Genomic DNA, 18,912 nt, shown 5'->3' on the forward strand with positions numbered 1-18,912 from the left:
TGCGAATACAAGTGACCTACCGACAACAGAAGAAAATGACTTATTCAACTCTGACAAGACCCTCTTTGTGCCAGCCCAGACGGCCAGTTTCGACAACCTGGCGACGAATTCCCGGCACCGGCCGGATCATGAAAAGATCACCGTTTCGGCCCACCATGGCACGGGGTACACCAGTTGCTTTGGCTATGTCAGCGTGCGTTTCCATGTGTTCAGCCTCACCATGGACCGGAATGGCAATGGCAGGCTTTACCCATTTATACATTAACTCCAATTCTTCCTGCGCGGGATGACCTGAAGCATGAATTGGCAAATCAGCATCCTCGGCCGTGATCACCCTCACCCCCAACTCTTTCAATCTGGTCACCAGCGCCTCGATGGACTCCTCGTTGCCGGGGATGGCGCGAGCGCTGAAGATTACCGTGTCGCCAGCCTCCAGCTCAAAATCCGGATGGGTACCGGAAGCCAGTCTGCGCAGAGCCGTTCGCGGCTCGCCCTGACTGCCCGTGGCCACGGCCAGTACTTCGTCGCGCGGGAGATACCCCAGATGTGCAGGATTGATCAACTGGTCAGCCGAATCCCACAACCCTGCAGCCCTGGCGGCGCCACTCATATTGATCAAAGAGCGGCCCAATAAACCTATATAACGGCCGGTTTCCCTGGCGATTGAGGCCAACGTATGTAATCGGGCGATATTACTGCCAAAACAGGTCACTACAACGCGGCCCTCGGCGGAGCGGATAGCCCTGAGCAATCCTTCATGCAAGGCCGCCTCGGATACCGAGTGACCTGAGACTGTGGCATTGGTGGAATCACAAACCATGGCCTGCACGCCCTCTTCCGCCAGGTCGGTAAAGGTCTTTGGCGAATAGCCATGCCCCACCAGCGGCTGCTCATCCAGCTTCCAGTCGCCGCTGTGGAAGATGTTACCGGCGGCAGTGCGAATCATCAGGGCGTTAGGGTCCGGGATGGAGTGAGTCAGCGCCAGCCATTGAACGCTGAAAGGTCCGATCTGCTTGCTCTGGTCGGTCTCCACCTCAACGATCGGCACCCGGTGCAGCAGGTCGAACTCCGCCAGCTTGCGACGCAGAATTTCGGCCGTGAAGCGGCTGGTGTATATCGGACACTGCAGCAGCGGCCAGAGGTAGGGTACAGCTCCGACATGATCTTCGTGGGCGTGGGTAATAACCAGGCCCGCCAGCCGGTCACGGCGGTCAGCAATGAACGCAGGATCCGCCATCTGTACCGGAGGCTCGCCACGATAATGCACCGTGCCATCAGCAGCAATGCGGCCAGGCTTTGGAAAAGTAACACCACAATCCACCATCAACCAGGCACCATCGTGGCCATAGAGGTTGAGGTTCATACCAATTTCACCGGTTCCACCCAGGGGTAGGAACCAGAGGTCAGACTGCTCGGGATTCATTCAGCAACTCGGTCCAGATACTTCAACACCAGATCCTCGTGTATGCCTTCCAGTTCAATCAGTTTCAGCGCCGCCCGAATGTCATCGGCATACTTCAGCACGGGCGAGTTCTTCGCAACAGCGATGTAGGAGCGCTCTCCGGGCACAAAGAACGGTGCAACCTCAACATCCAGCCCCAGTTTCTCGACCGTGTATAAACCGACAAGCTCTGGGGCGATCACGACATCTACCCGGCCTTTCTGCATCATCAGCATCAGGTTTTCGTAACGGGGCGCAGACTCCTTGAGAAGCTTGTCATCATTATCAAACCGGAAGAAATACGACGCCCCTTCCAGAATACCAATGGCTCGTCCATACAGATCGGCGTAGCGCTCAATGCGATTTTCTGCATTAAGGTAAAAAAATAATCGCCGTTCCGGAGGAAATGCCGGCGCCACGAACTCCATAAGCTCTGTCCGGTCGGGGGTTTCCAGGGGGCCCAGCATGACATCCACCTCACCCTCCTGCACCATTCTCAAGACCCGCCGGAAAGGCGCTTCCCGATAATGCACTTTCCAGCCTAGCCGATCAGCAATTTCCTGGAAGATATCCACATAGAGGCCTGTTGGCTCCCCACCCCGGATAATCCGGTAGGGGGGCGCATGATTGGCCCCCACGGTTACGGTCAGTGCTTCCACGGTTTCCGTGCCCTGCTGTGCCGAAACAGGAAACACTAACGCCATCAGAACAGCGGTGGCGAACACTCGCATTCCAGTCATCCTTGCCTGTGAGGTTTTCAGATTCTCATGAAGTCTGGCCATCTGTATCCAGTATAGACGGTTCAAGATCCGGGACCGTTGGATTTACGTACTGACGGTTGAATTCAGTCACTGATGGCACAACTTCATTATCACAGCAATCAAGAAGCGCCATTCATTCGTCAATGAAAAGGACGGACACCATGAAGATTCTGATGGTTCTTACATCCCATGACCAGATGGGCGACACCGGCCATAAGACCGGCTTCTGGCTCGAAGAGTTCACCGCGCCTTACTACGTGTTCCGGGATGCCGGCGCAGACATCACCATTGCGTCACCGAAGGGTGGCCAGCCGCCAGTCGATCCCAACAGCGAGGCCGAGGAAGCGCTGACCGAGACCACGCGTAGGTTCCAGCAGGATGCCCATGCCAAGGAATCCCTCGCCAGCACCAAAAAGCTGAGCGACGTGGACATGAACGAATACGACGCGATTTTCTATCCAGGTGGTCACGGCCCGCTCTGGGACCTGGTTAACGACGACAAGTCCATTGCTCTAATCAGCACGGCCTACGAGCAGGACAAGGTGATCGGTGCAGTTTGCCACGCACCAGCCGTGTTCAAAAACGTGGAAGTGAAACCGGGCCAGAACATCGTTGGCGGCCGGGAAGTAACAGGCTTCACCAACAGCGAGGAAGAAGCGGTTGGCCTGAGCGGCGTGGTGCCTTTCCTGCTGGAAGACATGCTGAAGGAAAACACCGCCACCTATACCCGCGGTGACGACTGGGCACCGCACATCGTGGTGGACGGCAAGCTGATTACCGGGCAAAACCCGGCCTCTTCCGAGGGGGCAGCGAAGGCCGTTGTGCAGGCTCTTCAAGAGGCCTGATCTGGCAGTAACCGTAGGATGAACCCGAGGCCAGATGAGACTCATCTGGCCTTCTTTTTTGGTTCCAGCCTACTCCCCTGCGTGACTGATCAACTCGCCCGGAGCGCCCTGCTCCAACAATTGACGAATGTGATCCGGTATCGCCACCTTGCCCATCACCGAAGGCTGAATCACCACATAGGTGATGTCCGCATCGGCGATAAACGCGCCATCCCCGTACCGGAAAAACTCCAGATGCAGCGTGAAAGATGTATTGCCGATTCTTCCCGCCCGAATGCGCGCCTCCAGCACATCATCGAACTTTGCCGGGGCTTTCCAGTTTACGGTGAGACTCACTACCTGAATATCCAGGTCCTGATCCAGCAGGTGCTGGTAATCCCCAAACAGCGTGCGGATGTACTCGTTGACTGAAATATCAACGAAATCCGCATATCGGGCGTTGAATACCACCCCCTGAGCATCGCATTCGCCATAGCGAACCCGGAAGCGAAAACGGAAAGGCAATTCACCAGCCATGACGCGCTCCGATTAAAGTTCAGTTACTGTCGCCAACAGCTTCTCATATCTGTGCTAACGTTTTGAGGAATATCTCAAAAAAGCTGGCCATCGCTATGAGCAACCCCAAGCACACCCTTTTCTGGATGACGCTGTTCCTTGGCGTGGTCGTCATCGTCGGCGCCCTGATCCACAAGCCCCTGATTTCGGCCTTTATGGCCAACTGGGTCTTCAACCTGCTGATTTTCGGGGTTCTGATCGTCGGCATTGCCCTGACCTACCGGCAGGTGTTCGTACTGTTTCCGGAACTGAAGTGGATCGCCCAGTTCAGAACCGGTCACGCCGGGCTTTCCGTGGTTCAGGAACCCAAATTGCTGAAGCCGCTGGCAAGACAGCTCGGCGAGGATGCAACCAAGGACCGGTTCACGCTCTCTACCCTGTCCCTCCGCACCGTGCTCGATGGTATCCACTCCCGCATGGACGAACAGCGGGAAATCACGCGCTATTTCATCAGCCTGCTGGTCTTCCTCGGCCTGCTGGGTACTTTCTGGGGCCTGCTGGGCACCATCAACTCGGTCGGCCAGGTCATCACCGGACTGGATATGAGCCAGGAAGACTTCGGCAAAGTGTTTGCGGAGCTTCAGGAAGGCCTGCTTACGCCGCTTGAGGGCATGGGCACCGCGTTCAGCTCCTCTCTGCTGGGATTGGGCGGCTCACTGATACTGGGCTTCCTGGATATCCAGGCCGGCCATGCCCAGAACCGCTTTTATGACGGCCTCGAGGAGTGGCTGACTGGTGTGACCAACCTCGTGGACCGGATAGACGACGAGAAAGACCTGTCATGATCGGTTCCAGGCGCCGAAGCCGAAGCACCACCAACGTCTGGCCGGGATATGTGGATGCCCTTTCGGCCTTGTTGATGCTGGTCATATTCATGCTGCTGGTCTACGTGGTCAGCCAGCTCTACCTGTCCCAGACACTCTCTGACCGGGATACCCAGCTCGCCCGCCTGAATGCCCAGTTGAACGAGCTCTCGGAATTGCTCGGCCTGGAAGAAAACAGAAGCGAGGCACTGGAAAATCAGTTAACCAGCCTTCAGGAGCGGAACAACAGTCTGGTCGGTCAGCTGGAATCCACCCGTGAACAACTGATGCGGCAAACCGCCATGGCCGATGCGCAATCGGAGCGACTGGCCAGCATGGAAGAGTCGATTGACGAGAAAGACGATATATCGGCCAGCCAGCAGGCGATGATCCTGAGGCTGTCGAATCAGATAGCCTCCTTGCGAGAGCAACTCAGGCAGATTGCCTCGGCGCTGGAGCTCCAGGAAGAGATGACCGCCGACAAGGAGCAGGAACTGGAGCAGGTAAGCAGACGGCTGAACACCCTGCTGGCTGAGCGCGTCAACCAGCTCCAACAGTATCAGTCCGAATTCTTTGCCCGGCTCCGGGATATTCTGGCCGGCAACGAAAATGTCCGGATCGTCGGCGACCGTTTCTTGCTGCCGTCCGAACTGCTGTTTGCTTCCGCCTCGGCGGAACTGGGCGAGGAAGGCCGGCAGGAGCTCGACAAGCTGGCCAAACTGCTGCTGGATGTATCCGCAAAGATTCCCGAAGACGTCGACTGGATCCTGAGGATTGACGGCCACACAGACATCCTGCCCATCAATACTCCGAGATTCCCCTCGAACTGGGAGCTGTCCACCGCTCGAGCCGTGGCAGTCGTTCGCTACCTTGCAGCGCAGGGTGTACCGGAACGGCGCATGGCGGCGGCCGGATTTGGCGAGTTCTTCCCGGTGGCGGAAGGCACCTCTCCGGAGGCGTTGCAGAGAAACCGGCGGATTGAACTGAAGCTCACGGATCGCTGATCTGACGGGGTGGTGGATGACCCACCACCCGTCATCAATACTTCACTCAGAAATGAATAACCGTCCGAATGCTCTTACCCTCATGCATCAGGTCGAACGCCTTGTTGATGTCTTCCAGAGGCATTTCATGGGTAATGAACACGTCCAGCGGAATCTCACCCTTTTCGGCCTTTTCCACATAGCCCGGCAGTTCAGTACGGCCTTTTACACCGCCAAACGCTGAACCGCGCCAGACCCGGCCGGTCACCAGCTGGAACGGGCGGGTGCTGATCTCCTCACCGGCACCGGCAACACCGATGATGGTGGATTCGCCCCAGCCTTTATGACAGGCCTCAAGCGCCGCGCGCATCAGCTTCACATTACCCACGCATTCGAAGGTGTAATCAGCGCCGCCGTCGGTCATCTCAACAATGACTTCCTGAATCGGCTTGTCGTAGTCGTTGGGATTGACCACGTCTGTGGCACCCAACTGTTTGGCAATGTCGAATTTGCCCGGATTGATGTCAACGCCGATAATCCGACCCGCCTTGGCCATCTTGGCTCCGATGATCGCCGCCAGGCCGATGCCACCCAGGCCGAAGATGGCCACAGTGGCGCCTTCCTCAACCTTGGCAGTGTTCAGTACCGCGCCGATGCCAGTGGTGACGCCGCAGCCGAGCAGGCACACCTTGTCCAGGGGCGCTTCCTTGGGAATCTTGGCCAGGGAGATTTCTGGCAGAACCGTGTATTCGGAAAACGTGGAGCAGCCCATGTAATGATAAAGTGGCTGACCGTTGTAGGAGAAACGGGAGGTACCATCGGGCATCACGCCCTTGCCCTGGGTCGCACGAACGGCACCACAGAGATTGGTCTTGCCCGAGGTGCAGAATTTGCACTCGCCGCATTCGGCCGTGTAGAGCGGAATCACGTGGTCACCCACTTCCAGGTTTTTGACGCCGGGTCCGACCGCCTCGACAATTCCGCCACCTTCGTGGCCCAGAATGGTCGGGAACAGGCCTTCAGGGTCAGCACCAGAAAGGGTGTAGGCGTCGGTATGACAAACACCGGTGGCAACGATGCGCACCAGAACCTCGCCCTCCTGGGGCGGCGCCACATCGACTTCGACAATTTCTAGCGGTTTGTTGGCTTCAAAAGCCACCGCTGCACGGGATTTAATCACTGTCGGACTCCTGTTGAATTCGGATCTGTGTTTTGGATTTGACGCCACGATGTGCCGGCTGTCGTTCATTCTAGACGAAGTGCGCAACCATATGGGTGGCGAAATCTTTTTCGGAACTGGCTCGTATCTTCTCACAGCTGACAGATACCGAGAGAGGAGCTCTTACGTTGCGCACGCTTTACTGGTTTACGCGGGATCTTCGCCTGCACGACAACGCTTCGTTGCTGGCAGCCTCGAAGTCCGACATGCTGCTCTGCCTCTATGTGGTCGATCCGCGCTGGTTTGCGCCCGGCCCCCTGCAGAGCAAGGCCATGGGGGGGCATCGGTGGCGCTTTCTTTGGCAGAGCCTGATGGCGTTGGAGCGTAGCCTTCGACCACTGGGCCAGCGGCTCCACATCGCCTTTGGTGAGCCGGAAACGGTCATTCCGCAACTTGCGCACGCTCACAGCATTGAACGGGTTGTCCGCTCCCGGCTTCCGGGTACCCAGGAGGCCGGTCAGTGGCAAGCCATCAAGGACAAGCTGCCCAAGGCTGTTTTCCAACAATTCGAGACTCTGAGCCTGTTCACCGAGGGCTCCCTGCCGATGGCCCTCGAGGAGTTGCCGGATACCTTCTCCCAGTTCCGCAAGAAATTGGAGAAAACCGGAGATCGCTGTTCAGAGCGCTTGCGAATCCGAACCCTGACGGCCCTGCCGCCACCGCCGGGCTTCCCGGAGGACAATCGGGGCGACTGCCCGCCGATACCGGAACCGGTGCATCCGTTGCAGTTCATGGGTGGTGAAGCCGCTGGCCTGGAGCGGCTGCGGGAGTTCCTCTACGGCAACCACAGCATTGACCGCTACAAAGAAACCCGGAACGCCCTGGACACCTGGGATGCCTCCTCCAAGTTCTCACCCTGGCTGGCCAACGGCTGTCTCTCGGTCCGGGAAGTAGCGGAAACCATCACCGAATACGAAGCCAGCGAGACCAAAAACGAATCCACCTACTGGCTCTGGTTTGAGCTCCTCTGGCGGGAGTACTTCTACTGGTACGCCCTGAAACATGGTGCCAACCTGTTCCGCCGGGACGGCGTCCAGCGTAAAAGTCGGCATGGCACCTTCTACGGCCATCGTTTCAAGGCCTGGTGCCAGGGCAACACCGAATATCCCATCGTGAATGCCGCCATGAACCAGCTGCGGGAAACCGGGTACATGAGCAACCGGGCCAGACAACTGGTCGCCAGTTGCTTCATCAACGAACTCGGGTTGGACTGGCGCTACGGAGCGGCATGGTTTGAGGAGCAGTTGATCGACTATGATGTAGGGAGCAACTACGGCAACTGGCAGTACCTGGCTGGCGTAGGGGCGGACCCGAGAGGCCTGCGGCAGTTCAACCTCGAAAAACAAACGCAGCAGTACGATCCCACCGGCACCTTTATTGACCGCTGGGGCGGGCATGCGGATCAGCCCGTAGGCTTACACACAGTGGATGCGGCAGACTGGCCCCTGTAGTAAAAGGCGAATCGCCATGGCAGAAATAACGGACAACAGCAACTCGGATTTAGCACGGGAGACACTGGCCCGCATCATCGAAACCAGCTCACCGGCAACCCTGCTGAGTTGCGGCAGCCTCGCAACCGAAATATCGCGGATGTGGCAGAAGCACCAGGATGGCGTCGATGTTCGAACTCTCGACACCATCGACCCCAATGCCAGGCTGCATATCGACCGGGTTGCAGACCTGGCACTGATAACCGGCACTCTGGAGCACCTGCCTCATGATGAAGGCGCCCTGCTGCTGGGCCAGCTAAGAAACTACGGAACACATCAGATCGCGGTGCTGGTTGGCGAAGCGCCAGGCTGGGCCTTTACGGATTTCATCGGCCTCGGCTTCCGTCGCCATGCCGAACTGGAAAATGATAACGGCGCACTCACGCTGTACACCTACAATCTGGATACTTACAACCACAAACGGGCCTGGAACAATCCAGAGAACTGGGCCAATCCGGAAATGTGGGGTAAGGCATGGTGGTAAAAAGCACTGAAGTGAACAGTCCGTCTTCTCAGAAACTGAAGCCCAGTACGATCAGGATCGGTACCCGTTACCGGGCCAATCGCCTGAAAGGCCCCTACGACGCCATCGTAATTGGCTCCGGCATCGGCGGCCTGACCACCGCAGCCTGCCTGGCCAAGGCGGGCAAGAAAGTCCTCGTGCTTGAGCAGCATTACACGGCCGGCGGCTACACCCACAGTTACGCTCGCAACGGCTACGAATGGGACGTAGGCGTCCATTACATCGGCGACATGGGCTCTCCCCACACCCTGGGCCGCAGGCTGTTCGATTACATCACCGACGGCAAGCTGGAATGGGCCCCCATGGACGAGAACTACGACCGTTTCTTCCTGGGCGAAAAGGTCGTGAATCTGCGCGCCGGCAAGGAAGGGCTGCGTCTCTCCCTGCTCGATGCCTTTCCCGATGAACAAGAAGCCATCGACCAGTATGTAAAGCTGCTGGGCAAGGTGGCAGACGGCATGCAGTGGTACACACTCTCCAAGCTCGCCCCCGACATATTGAGCCCGGTTATCAACAAAGGGCTGGATGTTGCCCTGCCTGACTGTTTCAACAAGACCACGTGGGAGGTGCTTAGCGAGCTCACCGACAATCAGGAACTGATCGGCGCTATCACCGGCCAATGGGGCGACTGCGGCGTCACGCCGATGCAATCCAGCTTTATGGTCCATGCGCTGATTGCCAAACATTACCTCTACGGTGGCTTTTACCCCGTCGGCGGCGCGTCGGAAATTGCCAAAACCATTATCCCTGTTATCCAGCAACCCGGCGGTGAAGTCTTTACCTACGCCGACGTCACCGACATCCTGGTGGAGAAAGGCAGGGCAACCGGCGTGCGCATGGCCGATGGCGAGGAAATCCGGGCACCCCTGGTCATCAGCAACGCCGGAGTTATCAACACTTTCGAAAAACTGCTGCCCGCCGAGTCCGCGGAGAAGATCGGCTACAAAAGTAAACGCCAGCACATCATTCCCTCCATGCCCCACATCGGCCTCTACATTGGCCTGAAGGGCACACCGGAGGCACTGGGCCTGCCGCGGACCAATTTCTGGATCTATCCCAGCGCGGACCACGATGGCAACGTGCAACAGTTTCTGGATGACCCGGACAACACCGAGTTCCCGGTGGTCTACATTTCCTTTCCGGCAGCCAAGGATCCGGATTACCAGAACCGCTGGCCAGGCACCTCTACCATCGAGATCGTCGCCCCGACGACCTGGGAGATGTTCGAGCCCTGGCAGGACACCATCTGGGGCAAGCGGGGCGACGACTATGAGGCCCTGAAGCAGAAAATCACCGACCAGTTGCTGGAAGTGATGTACGAGAAACTGCCCCAGCTGCGCGGAAAAGTGGATTACGTGGAAACCTCAACGCCGCTCTCCACCGCCTGGTTCTGCCGTTACGGCCGGGGCGAGCTCTACGGGCTGGACCACAACCCCGAGCGCTTCGAACAGGAGTGGCTGAGACCCAAGACCGACATCCCCGGGCTCTACCTTACCGGCCAGGATATCCTCACCTGCGGTGTCGTGGGCGCAATGATCGGTGGACTGGTCAGCACCCTGGCCATTCAGGGCTGGCGCGGGGCCGGTCTGGCGAAGCGTATTTTCGTGGGGTAACAGGGGTTGCCCAGACCGATTTGCGCCGATTGCGGCATGCATCCGAATATCTGTGTTTGCGAAGCGTGTGCCCCCGTGCGAAACCGCACGGGGGTGACGATACTGCAGCACCCGACCGAGGTCGGCCATGCCAAGGGTACCGTTCGTATCCTCATCCGGTGCCTCGCAAATCTCAGGCTCTTCACAGGCGAAATGCCGGGCGATTTCCATCAGGCCGGGTTTGATTCCGTCGCCGGCAGTCATCACCCGGCCCTGCTGTTTCCGGGGCCCGGCAGTGAGGCGCTCGAAACCTCAGACGTACGCCAGTTCGATCACTGGATCGTCCTGGACGGCACCTGGCGCAAGGCCGCCAAAATCCTTCACCAGAACCCGGAACTCTCTGCGTTGCCGCGTTTCCATTTCGCCAGTCCGCCGGCCTCCGCCTACGCCATCCGAAAGGCGCCCGGAGAACACCGCCTGGCCACGGCAGAGGCCGTCGCCTATCTGCTCAATGTGCTTGAGCCAGAGCTGGATACCCGGCCAATCGCCCACGCCATGCGCACACTGGTAGACAAACAGCTGGCCCAAATCCCGGCCCGGCTGCACAGGCACTACCAATAGACCAGCCGGGTGAGACGACTGGCCAGCTCAAACGTACTCTGGGAACACGTTAGTCAAACAGAGAAACCCCATGTCAGAGCAGTTTGGACCGGCGGAGCTCTCCCGCATCATCGAGATGGCGTGGGAGGACCGCACACCCTTCGAGGCCATAGAAGCCCTCTATGGCCTTCGCGAAAAGGATGTTATCCGCCTGATGCGTCGTGAGCTCAAGCCCGGTAGCTTCCGGCTCTGGCGAAAGCGGGTAACCGGGCGCAACACCAAACATCGCCAGTTACGACCTGAGGGTGTAGACCGCGGCTATTGTCCGACCCAGTACAAGCACCGATAAACGCCTTGTCATTGGCATTGACGGCGAAGCTGCGCGATCATGAGCACTCAGGCAGCAAGCAAGTGAGGAACCCTCTCGATGGCATTGTTCAACCAGAAAAACGCCCGGAAACAGCTGGACGCCGAAGCGGGCAAGGTGCATCGGGCGGATCTGGAAACGCTGCTCGACCGCCAGCGCAGTATTGAAGAGAAAGTGAAAGAAAGCGGCAAACTGTCTCGCTTCAGCGCCGACATCAAGCTGATGTTTTCGATGATCCGCGATTACTGGTACGGCAATTACCGGAGCGTTCCGTGGAAAACGATCGCAGCGGTGGCCGGCGCGCTGATCTACGTGATGAACCCCCTTGATGTGATTCCCGACCTGATTTTCGGATTCGGTCTGGTGGACGACGCGGGCGTTGTTGCGCTGTGCCTGAAGCTGGTGGAGTCCGATATTCACCGCTATGCTGCCTGGAAAGAACAGCAGGAAGAACTGGAAAGAACCCATCAGACGAATTGATTAAATTCTGATCTGAGGGTAATCTCACACCCCTTTCTCAGTCTTGCTCAAACCAAATCTGGAGATACCGTGGATTTCGCCACTCTTATCGGTCTTGTTGGCGCAATTTTGCTCATTGCCTCGGCAGTTATTCTTGGCGTCTCTCCGGCGGTGTTTATCAACCCGGCATCCCTGCTGATCGTTGTTGGCGGCACCCTGCTGGTTGTTCTCGCCAAGTTCAGCTTTGCCCAGTTTTTCGGAGCCTTTAAAGCGGCCGCTCGCGCCTTCAAATTTAAGTTGCCGGAAACCCAGGCAAGCATTGAAGAATTGGTGGATATTGCCAATGTGGCCCGGAAAGAAGGGGTTCTGGGGCTGGAAGACAGAGAGATCAGCAGCCCGTTCCTTGGCCAGGGTATCCAGATGCTGGTGGACGGGCAGGACGGCAAGACCATCAAGGAGCTCCTGAACAAGGAGCGCCTGATGACCCTCGACCACAACCGCTCCGGCGCCAAGGTCTTCACAGCCATGGCGGACGTGGCGCCGGCCATGGGCATGATCGGCACGCTGATCGGTCTGGTTCAGATGCTGTCGAACATGGAAGACCCGAAATCCATCGGCCCGGCCATGGCCGTTGCCCTGCTGACCACGCTTTATGGCGCCATGATTGCCACCATGATTGCCACCCCGATTGCCGACAAGCTCTCTCTGCGCATGACAGAGGAAGCGCGCATGCAATCGCTTTATATTGATGCCCTGGTTGCCATCCAGGAGGGTACCAACCCGCGCATCATCGAGCAGATGCTCTCCAGCTACCTGCCGCCCAAGGAACGTGAAAAAGTGGCTGAACCGGAAGGCGCGTAATCATGGACGAGTTGCCAGAAGAGGAAAAACCGGGAATTCCCGCCTGGGTTGTCACCTTCGCCGATCTCATGTCCCTGCTGATGTGCTTCTTTGTTCTGCTGCTGTCCTTTTCCGAGATCGACGCCCAGAAGTTCAAGCAGATTGCCGGTGAACTGTCCAAAGCCTTTGGCGTCCAGCGGGATGTACCGGCCCTGGAGATCCCGAAGGGCACCAGCCCCATTTTCGACAAGTTTTCGCCGGCGCCGCCAGAGCCCACCGTGGTCAACGAAGTCAAACAGACCACTACGGACGAAGCGCCGGAGCTCCAGACCCTGAAGAGCCCCACCGACATGGCCGTTGAAGCCGCCATGGAGGAACAGATGCAGGAAACCATGGACGATATCCTCAAAGTCCTGGAGCCGGCAATCGCCGATGGGCGCATCAATGTGAGCGAGGATCAGCGGCGAATCGTGATTCGGGTTGAGGAAAAAGGTTCTTTCCCTTCGGGCTCGGCTCAGCTGACCTGGGAATTCGAGGGCCTGCTGCTGGATATGGCGGAGGTGATTGACGACATTCCCGGTGACCTGACGATCGAGGGACACACCGACAACGTGCCTATCCGGACCGACCGTTTTTACAGTAACTGGGACCTCTCCGCCGCCCGTTCAGCCGCCGTTGCCAACGTTCTGGTCGCCCGGGACCAGGTGGAACCCACCCGTCTGTCCGTCACCGGTCTGGCGGATACCGAGCCGCGAGTCCCCAACACCTCTGCTGAGAACCGCGCAAAGAACCGGCGCGTGGAAATCATCATTGATCTCTCCGGCCCGATGCAGGAACAGGAAGTGCGCCTCCGGGAGCTGATCCAGTCCGAATCGGATGATGTCGATTCCAACCTCGGGATCGAATCCGACAGCTCGACACCAAACGAAATCAGTTGGTAAGCGCACTCTAATTTGGTGCGCTGTACGCTAAAACGCACATAATTAGTGCATTATCAGACTGAAAATAGTACCTCGTATTTCTGAAAGCCCCCTCAACTGCCCTTCAGCTCTTGATATGCCTTGTTTTGGAACAGCTCTTGCTTCAGCTGCACCTCAACAATGCACAAGCCAACGTAAACGGCCCGATAGAGGCCGGACACACAACATCAGGAGCGAAAACCCGTGGACATCACGAGTGCAGTACACACCCTGACTGAAAGCGCCAACACGCTGTTCATCCTTGTCGGCGCCATTATGGTGCTGGCCATGCATGCCGGCTTTGCCTTCCTGGAAGTGGGCACCGTTCGCCACAAGAACCAGGTCAATGCCCTGGTCAAGATCATGACCGACTTCGGCATCTCCGCCGTGGCCTACTTCTTTATCGGCTATTACATCGCCTACGGCAGCCATTTCATGAGCGGCGCCGCCGAGCTCACCGCTGCCAACGGCTATGATCTGGTGAAGTTTTTCTTCCTGATGACGTTCGCCGCGGCCATTCCCGCCATCGTGTCCGGCGGTATTGCCGAACGCGCCAAGTTCTACCCGATGCTGATTGCCTCAGGCCTGATTGTCGCCTTTATCTATCCCTTCTTTGAGGGGCTGATCTGGAACGGCAACCATGGTTTCCAGGGCTGGTTGGAGAACCAGTTTGGTGCATCCTTCCACGACTTTGCCGGCTCCGTTGTAGTGCACGCGGTGGGCGGCTGGATCGCCCTGGCGGCCGTATTGGTTCTGGGTGCACGAAATGGGCGCTACCGCAACGGCAAGGTGGTGGCCTTTGCCCCCTCCAACATCCCCTTCCTCGCCCTGGGCGCCTGGATTCTGACCGTCGGCTGGTTTGGCTTCAACGTCATGTCGGCCCAGACCCTGGACGGCATCAGCGGCCTGGTGGCCGTGAACAGCCTGATGGCCATGGTCGGCGGCATCCTCGTCTCCATGCTGCTGGGCCGCAAGGACCCGGGCTTTATCCACAACGGCCCGCTAGCGGGACTGGTGGCGGTATGTGCCGGCTCTGACCTGATGCATCCGGTGGGCGCCCTGGTAACTGGCGGCGTAGCAGGCGCCATCTTCGTTTACCTGTTTGAATGGGCGCAGGCCAAGATCGAACGGCTGGACGATGTTCTGGGTGTCTGGCCCCTGCACGGTGTCTGTGGTGTCTGGGGCGCGATTGCCTGCGGCATTTTCGGCCAGGAAGCGCTGGGAGGCCTTGGCGGCGTCAGCCTGATGTCGCAGATCATCGGCTCAGTGGCCGGCGTGGTTGTGGCCTTTGTCGGCGGCCTGATTGTCTATGGCGCAATCAACGCCATCTCCGGCCTGCGCCTGACCGAAGAGGAAGAGTTCAACGGAGCGGATCTGAGCATCCACCGGATTGGGGCGACCGCGGTCGAGTAACACCGGTCACGGTGCAGTTCACTCGCCGTATCCGGTCAGTTCCATGTAGCCCACGCCACCATGGCTGCCGGATACCGACACCGGGCTCTCCCAGTACGGGTAGAGCCCGTTGTTTCGATAATCCCCCGCTGGCGCAGCCACCTCCAGGTTCAGGCCAAAGTCTGGCACTTCCAGACGCCATGCACTGGGATAACCGTCGCCCTGGGTTAATGGCCTAAGGCTGAGCTGATCGGCGCCAAGAGCGATGGGCTCGCCATCAGCCGGAATCCAGGTTCCGGCACGAAAGCCACCGTCTTCTTCCCTAAGCTGGAAAGCCATCAGTTTGTCGCCCGAATCCAGGTGCAGCGCAAACCAGTCCCAGCCCTGCTGGCCGGATTTCAGAAACTGGCTGCTCCACTCCCGGTCAAACCAACCCTTCCCACTGACGTCCAACGTCTGATCGCCCAGGGTGACCCTGCCGTCGATCTGAAGGTCCACCAGACTGAAATACATGGAACCCTCGCCATCGGCGGATTTGGCGCTGAAACCCTGATCGCCGTGAGCTACCGGCTTTCCGGTGATGCTCAGGGTCAAATCGTAGGACCAGCCATCCGCCGCGACCTGCAGCCGCCATGAACCATGCCCGGGTTCAGCCTCAAGCTGCCAGTCGTCCAGCCACACCGCGATCGGCTCTGCCCGGGCTCCGGCGTGGCCAACGTCGCCCCGGGCCAGCTTCTCTGCGAAGTAGTGCCGGGTATCAAAGCTTACTGCCGCGTGGGCCATCCAGGCCGCTTCAAGGGGCCAGTTATTTGCGTCCGGGGGCTCAGCGTCTGCCGGCCTCGGCTTGATTGCCTGGCGGAACTGGGTCCATTGCAGGCCAAGGGGCTCGCCATCGACCGTCTTCAAATTGGCGGTCAGGTACCACCATTCGATCCGGTGCTGCGGGTGGGGGCCATAATCCTCGGGAAACGACAGCCGGTCTCCCGGCCCTGGCTGTAGAAAGGGCACACCGGATTCGTTATCCGCGATGCCTGCAAGTCCGGCGAACCCTGACTCCTGCTGTGGTTCCGAACACCCTGCCAGAAGCAACAGCAACCAGATGACCATCCAGCGTCTCATCGCTCACCTCCAACCACGGCATTGGCGTTAACCGGCGCAACCGTCGGAGATTTCAGCTGCCGGCTCATCAGGAAGGCGATACTGAGACCGATCAGCATGCTGAGCACACCAAGCTCCAGCCAGAACCCCGGGTAGACGGCCATGGGCAGGGACCAGCCAAACGCAATGGGATTGATCCGATGCACCAGCACCCAGGTCAGCCAGACACCCAGTGGCAGGGCCAGCAAGGCAATGGCACCGGTCAACGACACTGACAACCGGACCAATTGAGCCGACGCCTGCCTTCGTGACAGCCCCCACACCACAAGCAGCCGGAAATACCAGGCACGGGTCGAGAAAAAGACCCAGCCCATCATCAGAAGGGCGATAGCCGCCAGTATCAAGGTCAGGGTGGTCATGGCCCGAGTCAGCAGAAAGGTCTGGTCGAAAATGGCAGAGGCGAGCTCTCCAATCGCCCGGTTGTCCCGGACCGTCAACGCCTCGACCTGCCATACCCCTTTTAATCCATCGGTCACTGCCTCAATGGAGAGATTGCCCGGCGAAACTGACAGGCTCTGGAAGCCGGTTTCGAACTCCACTGGAAGAACCGACGGATGAATCAGGATCTCGCCAGCTGGACGGCCGTAGTCCGGGTAAATGGCCAGTACCGGAAGTTTGAAGGACTGGCTTCCGAAAAGGACCGTCAATGTCTGTCCGACCGCTATATCCTGCCGGCGCGCCAGCTGTTCATTCACCATCACGCCCTGGCCCTGTTGCAGTCGCTGCCAGGGCTGCGGCGCTGATTCAAACAACTCCCAACCGGTCACCAGTGGGCCAACGGGACCGATGGCAAAGACGTCTACCCTGGTTTCTTCCTCATCCTCGCCGCCCGGCAGGGTTGCCCGACCGCGAATGACCCGGTGCCACAGTCCGGAAGCAGAGAGCCCCGGCTGTTCAGCGAGCCAGTCGAGTGCCAGGGCCGCATCTGCTGATTCCGGGACTTCAACGTAATAGTCCGCTTCCAGTCTCTGCGCCAGCCACCGGTCAAACGTGCTTTCAAAAGTCGTAACCAGTGCCTGCACTGCCAGGACCATCGCCATGGCGAACTGCAGGGCTACCAATGGCAAGGCCAGGCGACGAGCCAGCACGGCAAGCTCCCGATGGCGCCAGCGTGCCTGCAGATCCCTGTCGTGGCCGGACCGCCAGTCTGCAAGCGAGGCAATCAGCCTGGGCGCGAGAATTCCCGCAGCCACGAATACCATGGCCACGGCAATGAAAAGCCAGAGAAGATCGGTGACCCAAACCGTCAAGGCGAGGCCTGCGATCAGCACCAACAACACCAGTCCGCCATATCGGCGGCCGCCTCCCACAAGCCCCCGGAAAATTGGCCGGAGGAAATCCGCCAGACAAGCAACCAGAATCACGGCCATCATGGTGACAAGCGGCACCAGCCAGCTCCCGCCCTGGCCTGCGTATAACGGCTGATCGAAGAGCCCCTCAAGCGCCTGCCCGAAGCCGCTGCCCAGACCAGCCGCCAACCAGCGGCCAAGCCAGATTCCGGGCAGGACACAAACCGCAGCCAGCAAGAGGATCTCGACAACCAGCAAGCGGTTCACCCGGCCCTGGGGAACGCCAAACCGATGCAACAGGGCAAAGCTGTCGCGACGTTGGGCCAGGCCGAGCAGGTAAACACTTCGCACCAGCAAAGCGGTAATGAGGAGAACCATGACCCCGAGGGCATCCAGATTCAACAGGAAACTGTCACCCAGTTCCCCGGTAGCCGGGCCAACGCTGAACGGCACCAGCTGATAGCCGGGGGGTAGATCGGCCTTGCTGTGGTCATCGGATACCAGCAGCGACAATTCGCTGCCCTGCTCACGGGCCAGTTCCGCCGCTTCACTAATATCCACAAAAGGCCGGCCATCCAGCTCCCCACCCCAGGGCGACTCCTGCTCTCCGGGGGTCTGGAAGCAGCCCGCTGCCAGAGGGTCGACACCCACGACTCGACCGCCTTCCGGCTCGGAGACCTCCAGCCAGGGCATGACACAAAGCCCGGCTCGACGCAGCTGCACGAAGTCGTCCACAGTCACGGGGCTACCATCAGTGCGAGCCACCTGCTGGCGCTCCGCCACCGCCGACTCGCTCTGGTCGAGACTGGCCCGGGCCTGGCTGGTGAGATGGTGGACGCCTGTCCAGAGCATGGTGGCAAGCACAATCATGGTGGCCAGGGCCAGCAACTGGAGAGGATGGCGACGGTAGTGGCTGAACAGGGCGGCCGGAAGAGTCATCGCGGGCTCAGTTTTCTGGCAGATGGCGCAGATCCAGGTGCTGGCTGCAGCGGGTCGCCAGTTCGGGATCGTGGGTGGCGAGGATCAGTCCGCAACCGTGACGGGCCTGCAGCTCGAAAAGCTGCCCGATTACCGCCTCGGCGGTATGCCGGTCAAGACTGCCGGTCGGTTCATCGGCAAGAATCAGGGCCGGCTTCATGGCAAAGACCATGGCAAGCGACGCACGCTGGCGCTGCCCGCCGGACACCTGATCCGGAAAGCGGTCGGCAAGCTCGCCAATGCCCAGTCGCTCCAGCCAGTCCCGGCAATCGTCCTCGGATTGACCCGCAAGCCGGGCCCGAAAACGCACATTGTCCAGCAGCGACAGGGCAGGCATCAGATTGGCTTCCTGGAACACCACACCGATCTGCTGTCGGCGAAGACCGCCCCAGCGCGCGTCAGCCTTGCTTGCGGCCTCCGTTGACCGGGCATCAAATGTTTCTCCGAGCACCTGAACAGTGCCCGAATCGGGCTTTTCCAGGCCGCACAGGATGTTCAACAGGGTGCTTTTGCCGGACCCCGAGCGACCTGTCAGCGCCAGCGATTCACCCGCACCGAGTTGCAACGAAAAATCGGTAAGCACCGGCACCGGCTCATCGCCGCTGCGAAACTGCTTGTTCAGGCCTCGGGCCGATAGCAAAGAATCCACCATGCTTGT

The 18,912-nt window shown here is 59.1% G+C and carries 19 protein-coding genes; 12 read left to right on the forward strand and 7 right to left on the reverse strand.

The genetic code is table 11. The features are described from left to right. Window positions 1-40: 40 nt before the first annotated feature. A complete protein-coding gene (locus CFB02_RS13405) occupies window positions 41-1,423 on the reverse strand; it encodes a ribonuclease J (RefSeq protein ID WP_088558380.1) in 1,383 nt (460 codons plus the stop codon). Then, window positions 1,420-2,223: a substrate-binding periplasmic protein gene (locus tag CFB02_RS13410; protein WP_227519215.1), complete on the reverse strand. Its 804-nt coding sequence runs from the start codon at window positions 2,221-2,223 to the stop codon at window positions 1,420-1,422. The genes CFB02_RS13405 and CFB02_RS13410 overlap by 4 nt, the downstream gene beginning before the upstream one ends. Window positions 2,224-2,363: 140 nt before the next feature. Between CFB02_RS13410 and CFB02_RS13415 the strand changes: the two genes are divergently transcribed. Further along, window positions 2,364-3,047: a type 1 glutamine amidotransferase domain-containing protein gene (locus tag CFB02_RS13415; RefSeq protein WP_088558382.1), complete on the forward strand. Its 684-nt coding sequence runs from the start codon at window positions 2,364-2,366 to the stop codon at window positions 3,045-3,047. Between the two features lie 69 nt (window positions 3,048-3,116). Here the strand turns inward: CFB02_RS13415 and CFB02_RS13420 are convergent, their stop codons facing one another. Further along, window positions 3,117-3,563 carry an acyl-CoA thioesterase gene (locus CFB02_RS13420; protein ID WP_088558383.1) on the reverse strand — a complete coding sequence of 149 codons (447 nt, stop codon included), beginning with the start codon at window positions 3,561-3,563 and terminating at the stop codon, window positions 3,117-3,119. A 95-nt stretch (window positions 3,564-3,658) separates the two neighbouring features. On the opposite strand from CFB02_RS13420, the gene CFB02_RS13425 reads away from it, so the two are divergent. Next, complete coding sequence (locus CFB02_RS13425; RefSeq protein WP_088558384.1) at window positions 3,659-4,387, forward strand: MotA/TolQ/ExbB proton channel family protein; 729 nt, start codon at window positions 3,659-3,661, stop codon at window positions 4,385-4,387. Next, window positions 4,384-5,409 carry a peptidoglycan -binding protein gene (locus tag CFB02_RS13430; RefSeq protein WP_088558385.1) on the forward strand — a complete coding sequence of 342 codons (1,026 nt, stop codon included), beginning with the start codon at window positions 4,384-4,386 and terminating at the stop codon, window positions 5,407-5,409. Before CFB02_RS13425 ends, CFB02_RS13430 begins: the two co-directional genes overlap by 4 nt. A 46-nt stretch (window positions 5,410-5,455) precedes the next feature. On the opposite strand, the gene CFB02_RS13435 is transcribed toward CFB02_RS13430, so the two are convergent. After that, window positions 5,456-6,568, reverse strand: coding sequence for an S-(hydroxymethyl)glutathione dehydrogenase/class III alcohol dehydrogenase (locus tag CFB02_RS13435; RefSeq protein WP_088558386.1), 1,113 nt, complete (start codon window positions 6,566-6,568; stop codon window positions 5,456-5,458). A gap of 167 nt (window positions 6,569-6,735) precedes the next feature. Here CFB02_RS13435 and CFB02_RS13440 point away from each other — a divergent pair, with 167 nt between their 5' ends. The 9 genes from CFB02_RS13440 (at window position 6,736) to CFB02_RS13480 (ending at window position 14,850) form a co-directional block, all read left to right on the forward strand. Then, on the forward strand, window positions 6,736-8,058 hold the full coding sequence (locus tag CFB02_RS13440; protein WP_088558387.1) for a DASH family cryptochrome: 1,323 nt from the start codon (window positions 6,736-6,738) through the stop codon (window positions 8,056-8,058). Between the two features lie 16 nt (window positions 8,059-8,074). Next, complete coding sequence (locus tag CFB02_RS13445; protein WP_088558388.1) at window positions 8,075-8,581, forward strand: DUF6231 family protein; 507 nt, start codon at window positions 8,075-8,077, stop codon at window positions 8,579-8,581. Continuing rightward, complete coding sequence (locus CFB02_RS13450) at window positions 8,572-10,233, forward strand: phytoene desaturase family protein (RefSeq protein WP_088558389.1); 1,662 nt, start codon at window positions 8,572-8,574, stop codon at window positions 10,231-10,233. The genes CFB02_RS13445 and CFB02_RS13450 overlap by 10 nt, the downstream gene beginning before the upstream one ends. Window positions 10,234-10,239: 6 nt before the next feature. Further along, a complete protein-coding gene (locus CFB02_RS13455) occupies window positions 10,240-10,833 on the forward strand; it encodes a tRNA-uridine aminocarboxypropyltransferase (RefSeq protein WP_227519216.1) in 594 nt (197 codons plus the stop codon). A gap of 70 nt (window positions 10,834-10,903) precedes the next feature. Next, window positions 10,904-11,161, forward strand: a complete 258-nt coding sequence (locus CFB02_RS13460) for a TIGR03643 family protein (RefSeq protein WP_088558391.1) — start codon at window positions 10,904-10,906, stop codon at window positions 11,159-11,161. Between the two features lie 78 nt (window positions 11,162-11,239). Then, a complete protein-coding gene (locus CFB02_RS13465; RefSeq protein WP_053113743.1) occupies window positions 11,240-11,659 on the forward strand; it encodes a YkvA family protein in 420 nt (139 codons plus the stop codon). Between the two features lie 69 nt (window positions 11,660-11,728). Next, window positions 11,729-12,499 (forward strand): flagellar motor protein PomA, encoded by a 771-nt coding sequence (gene pomA, locus CFB02_RS13470; RefSeq protein ID WP_088558392.1) that lies wholly within the window; start codon window positions 11,729-11,731, stop codon window positions 12,497-12,499. A gap of 2 nt (window positions 12,500-12,501) precedes the next feature. Continuing rightward, a complete protein-coding gene (locus CFB02_RS13475) occupies window positions 12,502-13,419 on the forward strand; it encodes a flagellar motor protein MotB (protein ID WP_088558393.1) in 918 nt (305 codons plus the stop codon). A gap of 222 nt (window positions 13,420-13,641) precedes the next feature. After that, a complete protein-coding gene (locus tag CFB02_RS13480; RefSeq protein WP_088558394.1) occupies window positions 13,642-14,850 on the forward strand; it encodes an ammonium transporter in 1,209 nt (402 codons plus the stop codon). 18 nt (window positions 14,851-14,868) lie between these two features. Here CFB02_RS13480 and CFB02_RS13485 read toward each other — a convergent pair whose 3' ends face one another. The 3 genes from CFB02_RS13485 to CFB02_RS13495 are packed head-to-tail and all read right to left on the reverse strand — an operon-like array spanning window position 14,869 to window position 18,906. Further along, window positions 14,869-15,948, reverse strand: a complete 1,080-nt coding sequence (locus CFB02_RS13485; protein ID WP_088558395.1) for a lipocalin-like domain-containing protein — start codon at window positions 15,946-15,948, stop codon at window positions 14,869-14,871. Then, a complete protein-coding gene (locus tag CFB02_RS13490) occupies window positions 15,945-18,215 on the reverse strand; it encodes an FtsX-like permease family protein (protein ID WP_088558396.1) in 2,271 nt (756 codons plus the stop codon). The genes CFB02_RS13485 and CFB02_RS13490 overlap by 4 nt, the downstream gene beginning before the upstream one ends. 7 nt (window positions 18,216-18,222) lie before the next feature. Further along, entirely contained in the window at window positions 18,223-18,906 is a 684-nt protein-coding gene (locus CFB02_RS13495; protein ID WP_088558397.1) for an ABC transporter ATP-binding protein, read from the reverse strand. Window positions 18,907-18,912 lie beyond the last annotated feature (6 nt).

The organism is Marinobacter sp. es.042 (assembly GCF_900188315.1).
Lineage (GTDB): Bacteria > Pseudomonadota > Gammaproteobacteria > Pseudomonadales > Oleiphilaceae > Marinobacter.